The organism is Mameliella sp. LZ-28 (assembly GCF_012274245.1).
Lineage (GTDB): Bacteria > Pseudomonadota > Alphaproteobacteria > Rhodobacterales > Rhodobacteraceae > Antarctobacter > Antarctobacter albus.
Map to the genome: position 1 here is coordinate 379,195 of NZ_JAANYX010000032.1, position 13,023 is coordinate 392,217.

The 13,023-nt window shown below is 61.9% G+C and carries 10 protein-coding genes and 1 pseudogene; 5 read left to right on the forward strand and 6 right to left on the reverse strand.

Features of this window, described 5'->3' with window-relative positions; all coding sequences use genetic code 11:
- The first annotated feature begins 24 nt into the window (after positions 1-24).
- The 3 genes from G9Q80_RS17060 (at position 25) to G9Q80_RS17070 (ending at position 4,424) form a co-directional block, all read left to right on the forward strand.
- Positions 25-1,500: a glycosyltransferase gene (locus tag G9Q80_RS17060; RefSeq protein WP_246870537.1), complete on the forward strand. Its 1,476-nt coding sequence runs from the start codon at positions 25-27 to the stop codon at positions 1,498-1,500.
- Between the two features lie 265 nt (positions 1,501-1,765).
- The gene (locus G9Q80_RS17065; protein WP_184757131.1) at positions 1,766-3,133 is read left to right on the forward strand and encodes a nucleotide sugar dehydrogenase; all 1,368 of its coding nucleotides are present in this window, start codon (positions 1,766-1,768) and stop codon (positions 3,131-3,133) included.
- Positions 3,134-3,191: 58 nt separating this feature from the next.
- The gene (locus G9Q80_RS17070; RefSeq protein WP_121497599.1) at positions 3,192-4,424 is read left to right on the forward strand and encodes a calcium-binding protein; all 1,233 of its coding nucleotides are present in this window, start codon (positions 3,192-3,194) and stop codon (positions 4,422-4,424) included.
- Positions 4,425-4,473: 49 nt separating this feature from the next.
- Here G9Q80_RS17070 and G9Q80_RS17075 read toward each other — a convergent pair.
- The 6 genes and pseudogenes from G9Q80_RS17075 to G9Q80_RS17100 form a co-directional block, all read right to left on the reverse strand.
- Positions 4,474-4,698 (reverse strand): annotated as a pseudogene (locus tag G9Q80_RS17075) (transposase domain-containing protein); the annotation flags it as partial.
- 424 nt (positions 4,699-5,122) lie between these two features.
- Positions 5,123-6,628: a YfjI family protein gene (locus G9Q80_RS17080; RefSeq protein WP_088714737.1), complete on the reverse strand. Its 1,506-nt coding sequence runs from the start codon at positions 6,626-6,628 to the stop codon at positions 5,123-5,125.
- A complete protein-coding gene (locus tag G9Q80_RS17085) occupies positions 6,625-7,392 on the reverse strand; it encodes a DUF7146 domain-containing protein (protein ID WP_246870538.1) in 768 nt (255 codons plus the stop codon). Before G9Q80_RS17085 ends, G9Q80_RS17080 begins: the two co-directional genes overlap by 4 nt.
- Positions 7,393-7,599: 207 nt before the next feature.
- On the reverse strand, positions 7,600-7,842 hold the full coding sequence (locus G9Q80_RS17090; RefSeq protein WP_373286039.1) for a winged helix domain-containing protein: 243 nt from the start codon (positions 7,840-7,842) through the stop codon (positions 7,600-7,602).
- A gap of 45 nt (positions 7,843-7,887) precedes the next feature.
- Positions 7,888-8,645 (reverse strand): IS5 family transposase gene (locus G9Q80_RS17095; protein WP_088714739.1). Its coding sequence is split into 2 segments (ribosomal slippage): positions 7,888-8,324 and positions 8,324-8,645, totalling 759 coding nucleotides; the frame shifts between segments, so codons are not numbered across the junction.
- Between the two features lie 62 nt (positions 8,646-8,707).
- On the reverse strand, positions 8,708-10,000 hold the full coding sequence (locus G9Q80_RS17100) for a tyrosine-type recombinase/integrase (protein ID WP_074623057.1): 1,293 nt from the start codon (positions 9,998-10,000) through the stop codon (positions 8,708-8,710).
- 362 nt (positions 10,001-10,362) lie between these two features.
- On the opposite strand from G9Q80_RS17100, the gene G9Q80_RS17105 reads away from it, so the two are divergent.
- A complete protein-coding gene (locus G9Q80_RS17105) occupies positions 10,363-12,426 on the forward strand; it encodes a DUF4214 domain-containing protein (RefSeq protein ID WP_088714740.1) in 2,064 nt (687 codons plus the stop codon).
- 111 nt (positions 12,427-12,537) lie between these two features.
- Entirely contained in the window at positions 12,538-12,999 is a 462-nt protein-coding gene (locus G9Q80_RS17110; RefSeq protein WP_088714741.1) for an NUDIX hydrolase, read from the forward strand.
- The last annotated feature ends 24 nt before the right edge of the window (positions 13,000-13,023 follow it).

Genomic DNA, 13,023 nt, shown 5'->3' on the forward strand with positions numbered 1-13,023 from the left:
GGGAGCAAATGGCGTCTTCGGGACATGCTGGCCCTGGCGGGCATGGTTCTGCTTGGTCTGCTTTGCGTCGTCTTGATCCCGGGGTTCCTCTACGATGTGGAGCACCAAGAGATCACCTGGGTCCTGGGTCTTCTGGGCATATGGCGGTATGGCTGGTGGTTCAACCACGCACAACGCGCCCGCCGTTACGAAAGGGACAAGTTCCCGGGCATTCGCAGTCACTGTGACCGGATCTGGAACGGCGGGTGGCGACCACGGCACCTGCATGTCCAGATGACGACCTACTACGAAGAAGAGGCCATCACGCGCCACGTGATCAAGGCACTTCTGGATCAGATCCGCGAAATAGGCGTACCTGCGACCATCTGGGTCGGCAGTGGTGCGCGTCACGACGAACGCATCATCGAAGAAGTTGTCTGGGAACATGGCGCCGATCTTGACGCAGAAGTAGCGTTCATCCGCCAGAACCAGCCTGGCAAGCGGATGGCAATTGGCCTTGTGATGCGCGCCATCATTCGTACCGCTCCAGACGACGATGACCTGATCCTGTTCATGGATGGCGACGCCATTCTGGGCCCTGGTGTCCTGGCGCGGTGCTGCGCCATGTTCGGCGCGGATGCCAAGCTCGAGGCCCTGACGACGGACGAAGAGGCCATCACTTATGGACCGTCCTGGATGCGCCGCTGGCTGAACATGCGTTTCGCACAACGCCGGCTCGCCATGCAGAGCCACGCCATGAGCGACAAGGTCCTGACCCTAACCGGACGGATGAGCATGTTCCGGGCGCGGCAGATCTGCAATTTGTCCTTTGTCCGGACCATCGAAGCGGATTTCCTCGATCATTGGCTCTGGGGGCGTTTCCGCTTCCTCTCCGGGGACGACAAGAGCACCTGGTACTTCCTGCTCGGACGTGGGGCAAAGATGCTCTACGTGCCGGACGTCTGCGTCTATACCGTCGAAGTCATCAAGGGCAGCGGTCGGGACCGGATGGTCCAGAACCTGCGCCGCTGGTCCGGCAACATGCTGCGCAATGGTGCACGCGCGTTGCAACTGGGGCCGGGGAAAGTCGGCTGGTTCATCTGGTGGTGCGTGCTGGATCAGCGTCTTGCGATCTGGACCATGCTGGTCAGCCCGACATTGATCCTGCTCTCGCTGATCCTTGACCCGGGCTATGTCTGGATCGCCCTGTCATGGATCCTGGTGTCCCGCCTGGTGCTCAGCCTGTTCCTCTTCCGGTATGCCAAGCGGCCGGATCTGACATGGCCTTTCCTGCTGTATGCCAACCAGCTTTTGAATGCTTCGGTGAAGTCTTTCATGATCTTCTTTCCACACAAGCAGCGCTGGGCCAACCGGGGCGGTCAGAGAGCTCAGCACGAAGTCAGCCTTGCCTACCGGGCCAAGTCTGCCGTCGCGCTTTTCCAGTTCGTCACGGTTGCCCTTGTCTTCATACAAGTAGTGGCACTGGTCTTGGGCTCCGGCGCATTGTTCCAGACGTTCTGAACCCCGTTCAGATCGAGGGCCCGACGTGACGCCGGAAGACCTGGCCTGCCTTTCCCTTTTGGTGACGATGTCCGGTTTCAAACACCAGAGGCATCCGAATTTTCGCTTTATCGTCAATAAGTTGAGGCGAGTCCTGCAAATCCTAACATATTCTTAATAGCGTCCAATTTCGACCACAATGAAGGTTGATTGTCCAACTTAAAGAAACAGAAATCGAGGTAATGAGCAAATGTTGGACGCTGTCTCTGCGAACTGGCATTCAGATGTGTCGAGGGGGTTCCAGCCCTATCTGGTTCCGGACCACAAACCGCGCATCAGCGTCGTCGGTCTCGGCTACGTCGGATCGGTGACCGCTGGATGTCTTGCATCGCTCGGCCACCAGGTCGTTGGCGTGGACGTCGATCCGCTCAAGATCGCGAACGTCATGGAAGGCAAATCCCCGATTCACGAAGCGGGCCTCGATGACCTGTTGGCCGACGGCGTCAAGTGCGGGGCAATCTCTGCCACCGACGACCTCTGTGCGGCCGTTGCCGGTACGGATGCGACCTTTGTTTCCGTCGGCACGCCGACCGCCTCCGATGGCTCTTGTGACTTGCGTTACATCGAAAGCGTGGCCGATACGATCGGTGCCGCCATCGCAACCAAGAAGAGCTTTCACGTGGTCGTTTTGCGGTGCTCTGTCCCGCCGGGAACCACGATGAACGTCATGGCACGCCGGATCGAGCAAGCGTCACGCAAGGCGGCCGGCGTCGACTTCGGCATTGCCTTTGTTCCCGAATTCTTGCGCGAAGGTGTCGCGGTAGATGACTTCCGGACGCCGCCCAAGACGGTCATCGGCGCGTCGGATGAACGCTCTGTCGCAATCGTGGCCCGGATCTTCGAGCCCGTCGATGCCAAGCCGATCCTGACCGAAATCGAAACCGCCGAACTGGTCAAATACGTCGACAATGTCTGGCACGCGAACAAGGTCTGCTTCGCAAACGAGATCGGTCGCCTGTCCAAGGCCCTGAATATCGACGGAAGAGACGTCATGGACATCTTTTGCCAGGACACCAAGCTGAATTTGTCGCCCTATTACCTAAAGCCGGGCTTCGCCTACGGCGGGTCCTGCCTGCCCAAGGAAGTGCGGGCGATGAACCATTTGGCGCAGAGCCGAAACGTGGACCTGCCCCTGATCGGTAGCCTTGATCAGTCCAACCTGGCGCAGATCGACCGGGCCGTTGCCATGCTTCTTGCCGCGCGACCCCGCAAGGTGGCCGTACTTGGCCTTGCCTTCAAGCCCGGCACCAACGACCTGCGCGAAAGCCCGATCCTGGACGTGATCGCCCAGCTTCAGGAAAAAGGCATCGCCGTCAGCGCGCATGACCACTTCGTGACATCTGACAATGTTGCCGAAAGTGCGCGCCACGCGGCCTCGACGAAACCGGGTTTGCAAGACCTCTGCCAGCAGTTGCCGCAGCTTCTGAGCGAAGACATCGCGGACACGCTTCAGGACGCGGATGCGGTGATCGTGACCCACGCCCTGCCTGAATACCGCCAGGCGGCGCAGGACGTGTTTGTTCCGGTCATCGACGTTGCTCGCCTGTTTGCCGGACAGACCGAACCCGCGCACTGCCAAGGCATCGGCTGGTAACCAGTTTGCGGGCCGACAGGCGGAGCCGCGCAATACAATTCATTCGGAGCGAAAGACCATGCCAGTACCCAAAGCCGCCAAGACTCTTGCGAAGTCGGCCGGCACATCCGGCAACGTCCCACGCGGGCCAATTCCCGACCTCGATCTTGCCCCACCAACCGAAGCCCACTTGCTGAAATGGGCGCGCTCGCTTGACGCGGCCCACCCCGGGCACAAGGGGCAAGGTAAGTGGTTGCCCTCTCTGGACGAGATTCCGGAATCCTTCCTGGATCGCATTTCCAAGATCGGCGCGTCGGTTTCGGTAAGCCCTTCGGGCCTGTTCCTGCGCACCGTTGATATGCATCTGGAACCTGTACAGGTTTCGATCGGTCCCGACGGAATAAGCTTTGCCGAAGACCGAGGCCTGTTCACTGTCGAAGACGATTTCGTCTTTCTGTCTCCGTCGGAAACGGAACGCGATGCCAAGGACGGGGACGACACGGTCATCCTGCTTGCCGGTGGCGCATCCGGGCCTGTCTTCGGCAACTCGGGCAATGATACGGTTCTTGGCAACGCGGCGGATGACAGCCTTTTCGGCGACTCTGGCGAGGACCTTCTGGTGGGTGGTTCCGGCGCGGACAAATTGTCCGGTGGCGATGACGCAGACACCTTGCAAGGTGGCGACGGCGCTGACTTGCTGAAAGGTGGCAAGGACAATGACCTGCTCGACGGCGGCGCGGGCGAGGATCGGCTATACGGAGACACAGGCGATGACAGCCTGTATGGCGGTGACGACGTGGACATGATCTACGGCGGCAACGGCAATGACTTGATCGACGGTGGCGATGGATCAGACAACCTCTTTGGCGGCAAGGATAACGATACCCTGATCGGATCTGCCGGCAATGACCTGCTCGAAGGCCAAAGCGGCAATGATTCCATGAGCGGTGGCGACGGAGACGATACGCTCATCGGGACCTCGGGAGACGATACCCTGATCGGCGGGTTTGGCGCAGACAGCCTGTCGGGCGGCTCTGGGACCGATTGGTTTGTCTTCGATGCCGAAACCAGCGACGGATCCAGCGACACCATCATTGATTTGAACGCGGACGATATCATAGTCCTTGCTGGTTTCGATGAACTGTTGGCGGCAGCAGATCCCCTGCTAATGCTTGCCGACGCCTTCATCGTGCAGCCATCGGGCGATGGTCTCTTGCAGTTTGGCGATCTGCATATATCGATCGAAAACAGCAAAATGCTCGACGAAGCCAGCTTCGAAGAGCTTGTGATCAGCGCTATTCAGATCGCCTGAAGCGTGACCGCCCGGTGAAGGTGCTCTGGCAGGGCGTCGGCGGTCCCGCTTACGCTGCCTGCGCAGCGTAACTCCAAGGCATCAGTTCGTCGAGACGGTTGGTCTTGTGGTCAGCGATGCGCCCGAGCACACAGGTCAGCCAGGCTTGGGGATCTATGCCGTTCAACTTGGCGGTCTCGATGACGGTGGAGGCGATGGCCATGGCTTCTCCGCCGCCCTTAGAACCGGCAAACATCCAGTTTTTCCTGCCTATAGCCACAGGCTTCATCCCTCGTCGGTCGATCCAGCCCCATATCATCCTCACATCTGGTCACTGCAGGTTAGGTCAAATCTTGCAAACCTTTTGATCAAGATTCAAGCCGCTGCCTCCTCTTTCAGCACCACGACCGCCTTTCACCCGGCCCGTGGCGGTCCCAATTCGACAGCGTGCGCCAATCGTCCTGCGACACGACGCGGCCCGTCCAGGTCAATGGGCGGCCACCAGGGGACTTGCCGTGCGGGAAAGGTTCTCCGTCCAGCCATGAAGGGGGGACGGGGCGCGCCGGGGTCGCGGGCGGGCGTGTTGCGACACTTGCGACAATCGCGACACGGGGCGCGGATCCGGGGCTTGTGTCGCAGGTGTCGCGATTGTCGCAGCGGGTCGAGCCTTGGGGGCGGGTTCTGTGACGCCTTCGATTTCAGCAAGCGCAGCGGACACATCAAACCACATCGCCGCCACCCTTCACGATTGCCCACGCTTTATTCCGCGCAGCCCCGCGCACCACCGTTCCAGGGGCGAGCGGCGCAATCCATTCGTGCCGCTCAAGGATGCCCAGAGCGGCACGGGCCTTCGGGCTTTCGCGAAGCGGGTTCGGCCCGAGCCGCACCACGTCGCGCACCATGACGTCAGAATGTTCCCAGCTTTCCAGCAGCCATTTGCGCAGTGCTTCGGCCCGGTCGATTTCTTGTGATACCGTCGCAGCGTCGGCCAATCGCACCGCCTCGGACAGGTAGAATTGCGCAAGCGCGATGCCCTCGCCCATGTCCCGCGCAGTGACGGAAGGTGCATCCAGGTCGCGCCATAGCGTCAGCACACCCGCGATGCGCGCGGCTTGTTCCGCCGCCTTGCTGGCATAGCCGGTGACGTTTGCGAGGTCGCCACTGGGGGCCTGCGCGGCCTCGATTGCATCGGCAAAGCGGACCAGCAACGCGCGGGCCTCGGGGGCGAGCGGCAGTACGCGGGGCAAGAGTTCGCGGGTTTCGTCGTCCATCGGCAAGGGTGTTTCCAGTATCGTGCGCAGCCGTTGCCCGAAGCCCGCCACGGTCACGGAATCGCCCCGTGCGTTCGCGTGAAGGCGCGTGCCGATGGTCGAAGGGGGTTCGCTAATCAGGAAGCGCGGCAGAAAGCCCGTATCCGCCGCCATCCGGTCGGCGATGAAGGCGCGTGCGACGGCGGGCTGCACCATCAGGTGAACCGCCAGCCTGCGCCCGTATAGCGTTGCGTGTCCGTCACCGGCCCGCGTGCGGCGTACCGGGTTGCCCTGCCAAAGGTCATTCAGGGCAGCCAGCGTCTTTTGCCGGTTGTCATTGTTCATCGCGTGCCCGCCCAGGAATTGCCCGCCTTCGTCCGAGAAGATGCCCAGTGACGGTTGTCCCGTGGCGAAAAGCCGGGTCAGCCCCTCGAAGGTCGGTTCGGTCACGGTGCGGTCGGCGCTGGGCGGTGCCGCCGGTTCCGCCCCGAGCGCGTCAAGGTCGGCCTGCGCAGCGGTGCGCTTTTCTCCCTTGCTCTTCTTGGCCTCGGCAAGGATGCGGTCGCGCTCGCCTTTCCATAGCGCGTGCGCATTCTGCCAAGCCGTAAAGGCTTCGCGCTGGGCCTTGCCCTGTTCCCTATCGTGGTCGCGCAGGGCGGCCATCAGCGGCCCGTCACAGCTCGATTTACGTTCGCCACTGCGGGCGATGGTCAGGGCGTAGAGAGACACGGGACGCGGCCCGCCCAGCGTTTCCACATTCGCAAAACCCTGCACCGCCAGCGATGCCACCGCCAGGGCCGAAGCCGCCGGGATTGCGACGGGGGCCTGCGCCATGCCCTGCACCGCTTCCACCGCCTCGCGCAATGGTCCGAGATGGGTGACGGGATACTGCGCGCCGAGGGCAATCTCGCGCACCAGCGGTTGCGGTCCTTCGGGTGTGAACGGGATGGGTTCGGCGGGATTGAAGGCGGTCATGCGCGCGTCCCTTTCATCATGAGAATATCATTCCAGTCGTGGCCATCGAGGGCGGGCAAAAGCGACACGGCCCAGCCGGTCGCGTGTGCCCGTTCGGCCAGAGCGTGCGCAGCCGCGCGGCCCGCCGGGTCGCCATCGGGGGCGATGGTTAGTCGCCCGGCGTCGGGCGGAAGTCGCAGCCCGCGCATTCCAGAGGTGGAGAGCGCCGCCCAGATGGTCGCAGGTGCGCGCAGAAGGCCACAGGCAAGGCTCAGGGCGGTTTCTATGCCCTCAGCCACCACCAACGAACCTTGGGCTTCAGCGAGCCGCACAGCGCCGCCTGCGGTTGCCCCCAGCATGGCCTTGTTTGGCTCGATTGCCGCTTTTTCCGAGGTGTCCATGGAAAGGTAGGTTCTGTGGACCGCAAAACCGTTGCCGCCCTCAACCACCGCGATCAGGGCGGGATAGCGTTTCGCTGTGGCACCGTGCCAGCAGGCCGGATGATAACGGAGTTTATCGGGCAGATCGCAGGTGATGCCGCGTCCGCGCAGGTAACTTTCTGCCACGGTTCCGGCCAATGGCTGCGCCTCTTGCCAGTTTTGCCGCGCAATACGCGCGCGGCGTGCGGTTTCGTTTCGCTGTTCCGCTTCGCGGCGGGCAAGTTTCACTGGATCCGGCGCGCGATACTCTCCGGGGACAACGCCAGCCGCCGCCAGAATGTCGCGAAAACCGCAGTCCAACCGCTTGCAGTTCGCCAGCAACCGCCCGGCCTCGCCATCACGCAACGTCAGGGCGTTTTGATCCTTCCGGCGTTCGGGCTGGCAAACCGGGCAAGGCGCGGTGCCATAGGTGCGAAGCCACTTGCCGCCAAGGCGGTTTGTCATGTCGCGTGCGTCAGTCATTGCCTGCCCCCCAGATCAGGGCGGCGACGGCCTGCGCCTGTGCTTCGGTCAGGCCGTGCAAGCGGCGGAGATAGAAGATTTGCAGCCGGTTCATGACTGGCCCTCGCTTTCCTGTATGCAGGAAAGGATTTCGCTATCCAGCCACCAGCGCTTGTGCCTGCCGGGGTGCTCGCCTTCATGGCTTTCCCAGGCATCGGCAATCGGGATGCCGTGAACGTGCTTGGCCTGCCAGATATAGGCCGCCCATCGCGGCCCCAATGCTTCGCGTCCGGTGCGGCCCGCCGGGCCAGCTTTCCGCAGTTCCTCGATTGCCCATCTCACACGTCCGCCAATATTGACGGTTTGCGTTTCACCATTGGGGTCAGGATTCGTTCTCTCTCAAAGCCAGAAGATTACGGTCGCAGCAAGTGCGATTGCTGAGAAGAAGGTTCGTGGGCAGCGGTCATAACGGGTCGCAACCCTCCTCCAGTCCTTGAGCCTGCCGAACATGATCTCGATCCGGTTGCGACGTTTGTATCTGCGCTTGTCGTACCGGACGGGCGTCTTCCGTTTCTTCCGGCCCGGGATGCAAGGATGTATCTTCTTGTCCTGCAAGGCTTCTCGAAACCAATCGGCATCATAGCCACGATCTCCGAGCAGCCACTTCACCTTGGGCAACCCGCTGACCAGGGCACGCGCCCCGATGTAATCGCTGACGGGACCGGCAGTCAGGAACAGGTCGATGGGTCGGCCCCGGCTGTCGCAGATGGCGTGCAGTTTCGTGTTCATGCCGCCCTTGGTTCGGCCAATCAGGCGTCCACGCCCCCCTTTTTGACGCCCAGGCTGGACGCCGTACGATGGGCCTTCAGATGAGTTGCGTCGATCATCACGGTCGTCTCCTCACCGTGCTCGGCCGCCAACCCCGCCATGATCCGGGCGAAGACACCCCTGTCGCTCCAACGCTTCCAGCGGTTGTAGAGCGTTTTGTGCGGGCCGTATTCCTTTGGCGCATCTCGCCACCGCAAACCATTGCGATTGATGAAGATAATCCCGCTCAGGACACGCCGGTCATCAACCCTGGGCTTGCCGTGCGACTTAGGGAAGTAAGGCTCCAGACGCGCCATCTGCGCATCGCTCAACCAGAAAAGATCAGACATGTTCACCGCTCATTTTCGAACGGTGAATCATGCTCGCCCAACCAAATCAATGGGTCCTGACCCTAGCCAATCCTCACCACATCAGCCCCAACCCGGTCCTTCCCGGTCAGGTAATCTGCCCAAGCCGTCATCATCGCACGGCGTTTTTCAACCATGTCCCCGCGCCGGTAAGACGCCTCCACGGCATTGCTCACCTTGTGCGCCAAGGCCACCTCGGCCATGTCACCAGGGAAATGCGTGCGCTCGGCCACCCAATCGCGGAAGGTGCTGCGCAGCCCGTGCGGTGCCGCCGGGCGTTTGCTTACCCGGTCCACGAAACCCGGCCCACCTGCATCAACGTCAGCCTTGTGCAGCCGTTTCATGGCCGCGCTCAGGGTCATGTCGGACATTTCGCCTCCACGCGGCGCCGGAAAAACCAGCGGGTTATCCTCGAAACGCGGCAGAGCCTCCAAGAGCGCCACGGCCTCGGGCGTCAACGGCACGCGGTGCTCCCGATCCATCTTCATGCGCGCCGCCGGAATGACCCAAAGCCCCGCGTCCAGGTCGATTTCCTCCCAGACAGCGCCGCGCACCTCTTTGGAGCGGGAAGCGGTCAGGGCGGCAAATTCCAAGGCGCGTGCGCCCGTGCCATCGCGTTTTCGCAGCGCTGCAAGCCAGCGCGGCGCTTCGTCGATCTGCACAGCCGGTTGATTGTCCTGTTTCGCCACCTTCGCGGCGGCGGGCAGAAGCTCTTTGAGGTTTCCAGCCCAACGGGCGGGATTATCGCCAGAGCGGTGCCCGGCCACTGTGGCCCATGACAGTACGCTTTCAATCCGTCCGCGCAGGCGGGATGCGGTTTCGGTCTTGCTCTGCCAGATCGGTTCAAGAACGCGCAAAACATCCTGCACCGTGATTTCATCCACCAGCATTTTGCCAAGTTCAGGCATGGCGTAGGTCTGCAAGGTGTTCTGCCATTGCTGGCGATGCTTGGCGTTCTTGAAGGCGTCCAGCTTCGCCGCAAGGTATTTGTCGGTTGCATCCGCAAAGGTCAGCCCGCGCCGCTGCGCCGCCGCCAGTGCGGCCTGCGCTGCCTTGCGTTCCTCCACAGGGTCGATGCCCTGCCGGATCTTGTCCTTGGCTTCCCGTGCGCGTTCACGGGCTTGCGCAAGGGTTACATCGGGAAAGCCGCCCAAGCCGATTTCGCGGCGCTTGCCTCCCACGGATACCCGCAGCAGCCATGTGCGCCCGCCGTTCGGGGTGATTTGCAGGTTGAGGCCCGATACCCCACCCACGGCAAAGAGCGCGTTGCTTCCCCTTCCGGGGTGCTGCAACCTTTTTACATCTAGTGCAGACAGTTCCTTGGCAACACGCGGCAAAGGGCCGACTCCAACTTACCCACCTAAAAAGAGTGCGATTTCTTGCAAAGTTTGGCGGGTTGGAATCGCAAATTTTCTCCGTACAAGCCTGTATTGAAACGACGAATTGCGGCGGGGTCCGAAAAGTCGCAACCTAACTCTGGCGGTTCCTCGGTCCGCCACTTACCCCGCCTAGCCCGCTCAACGCGGCACTGGCAGCGGGGAGGTCCCTTGCCAGCCACTCTCTCCACTACCAGACATAGCAGACGTCGAACCCTACCAAGCGCACCATCTGTCGCACTTTGGCGTCAGTTCCGCCGTTGTCCGGAACGCACATTTGACCTAGCGTGCCCGCGAATTTGCGTCGTACTGGTAGCCTTCTGATGAGTAACACTTTTTCGGCCTCTTCGCAGGTGAAAGCCGGCACGGCCGCCATGCAATCAGCCGCTCAGCCTTTGCCCGATCTTGTCCTTGCGGATGGCTATGTCGCCGTCGAGGGAGAGGTCGGCCCAACCGGCGGGATGATCTTTCACGGTGATTTCCTGCACTCGGGCGGGACCATCGCGAACCAGGGGGATGCCGACGCGCCGCCCTTTACCTTTGGCATCTACCTGTCGACCGACCCAGAGGTGACAGCTGATGATCTGCTGATCGGATCCTGGACCTATACCGGCTATCAGAACGTCATCGACACCTACCACTTCGAGCATTTCACCGGCCCGCCGATCGAGATCGACTATGATGCCTTGGGCCTGCAGCCGGGAACCTACTATATCGCCCTCCTGGTCGACCCGGAGAACGAGATCGCCGAGTCGGACGAGACCAACAACGCCTCGACCCCGCGTGAGGTGACGGTTCACGAAGACCAGCGGATCACGGATTTCTATGTCGACCTGTCCTTCCTGGCGGGGGACCAAGCTGGGCCGCTTGATTTCGTTGTCTTCGGTGGCAATCTGGGCAACCGCCCGATGCAGGCCTTCGAACTGCGGGTCTATGCCTCGGGTGAGGACAGGATGTCACCCGACGCTGCCGAGGTGGCCGTTCTGCCCGGAGAGGTCGGCGGCGCGCAGATTTATCCCTTCACGTTTTCGCCCGACCAGTTCCGGTCATTCACCGCCGACCTCTATCTGTTCGGGTGGATCGTGCCAGGACCGTTCGAGGAGATCATCGACAACAACCTGACAGAGGGACATTACGTTCAGCCCAACTATCACACCGAAGGCACGCGCATGTTCGGCGATGCCGATGACGAGTACCTGATCGGTTCGGCGTCCGGCAATTACATGAACGGGGCTGCGGGCGACGACCTTGTGACCGGTATGGCCGGGACTGACGTGCTGGTCGGCGGGGCAGGGGCCGATGTCCTGCGCGGTGGACTCGATCGAGACTACCTGATCGGGGATGAGCGCGGCCTCTACGGGATCGAGATCTCTGCCCAGATCTATCGCCTGTACCTTGCCGTTTTCGGACGAGAGCCGGATGCGAACGGGCACCAGGAATGGCTGACCCGCCTGGCGTCGGGCGCCATGACCCACGAGACGATCGCCGAGGCCTTCATGGGGTCGCGCGAGTTTCGCGACACCTACGGCGACACGGATGATCTCGATTTCGTCGGGTTGCTCTATCTCAACGTCTTCAACCGGGTGCCAACCGAAGAGGATGCCCAGGCCTGGGTGGACCGGATGGAGGCCGGAATGTCACGGACGGCGGTGGTCCGGCATTTCGCCGAAAGCCCAGAACATGTGACCCGCACGGAGGCGGCGCAGGCGGTCTTCGACGAATTCCACGATCCGACAACCTGGGCGGATGACGTCTATCGCCTGTATCGCGCGGTCTTTGACCGTGACCCGGACTATGGCGGCTTCTCGGGCTGGGTCGAGAAACTGTCCAACGGTTGGGATTTCGGCGGAACGGTCGCCTTTTTCGTCGGATCGGCAGAGTTCCAGGCCACCTATGGCGACACCACGGACGCGGAGTTCGTGACTCTGCTTTACAACAACGTGCTGGACCGAAACCCGGATCCCGGCGGTTTTGCGACCTGGGTCGGGCTGCTGGAAGACGGGGCCAGCCGCGTCGCTGTGGTCCGGCATTTCATGGACAGCCCGGAATTCGTGGAAAACACCGGCCCGGCGCTGCGGGACTTCATGCTTGGCTATGGCGCCGACGACCGGTTGATCCCCGAAGGCGGCGGCGGGGTTCTGTCCGGCGGCCTGTATTCGGACACCTTCGTGTTCCACTACGAACAGGGCGGGCAGCACTGGATCACCGACTGGGAAAGCTGGGACAGGATTGAACTGGTCGGGTTCGATTATGCCGACAGCGCCGAGGCGCTGAGCCATGTCACGCAAGAGGGGGAGGACGCGGTCTTTTACGACAACGGCGTGAGGATCATCCTCATGGATCGCGACGTGGGCAGCCTGACCGAGGATGTGTTCTTCCTGCTTTAGGGGTGGTTCCGGGCGCGCCGAGATGCGATGCCTGCGGGTGAAGGTTTTTTTCAGACGGGCGGCCGGCGAGGGGAGACGCCGGGCCGCCCAGTATTTCAGGAGGAGGCATCCGTGCCGGGACAAGGCGAGCAGATAGCCGCCCTGCCGATGCGCAGGGACGCCAAGGATCAGGTCAAGGTCCTTATGGTGACATCACGCGATACCGGACGCTGGGTGATGCCCAAGGGCTGGCAGATGGATGGCAAGAAACCCTGGCGTGCGGCAGAGATCGAGGCACTGGAAGAGGCGGGCGCCAAGGGTCATGTCGGGACCGAGATGATCGGCACATACAGCTATGGCAAGGTCATGGACGATGGCAGCGTCGTGCCCTGCACGGTTGAGGTCTACCCGATGTTTGTGGAAGAGCTGCTGCGTGACTGGAAAGAGCGCAAGGAACGCAAGCGCAAGTGGTTCACCCCCAAGGCGGCGGCACAGCGCGTCGACGAAGGGGACCTGGCCGAATTGTTGCTGCGGCTTCAGAAGAAGCCGCACAAGGAGCCCGCCATCCGCAAGCTGATCGACCGCATGGATTGAATGCGGTCGATGGACCGCGGTCCA

Coding starts and splice junctions, on each gene's coding strand:
- G9Q80_RS17060 (WP_246870537.1), top strand. CDS start 25: ATGCTGGCCCTGGCGGGCATGGTTCTGCTTGGTCTGCTTTGCGTCGTC.
- G9Q80_RS17070 (WP_121497599.1), top strand. CDS start 3,192: ATGCCAGTACCCAAAGCCGCCAAGACTCTTGCGAAGTCGGCCGGCACA.
- G9Q80_RS17080 (WP_088714737.1), bottom strand. CDS start 6,628: ATGACCGCCTTCAATCCCGCCGAACCCATCCCGTTCACACCCGAAGGA.
- G9Q80_RS17105 (WP_088714740.1), top strand. CDS start 10,363: ATGAGTAACACTTTTTCGGCCTCTTCGCAGGTGAAAGCCGGCACGGCC.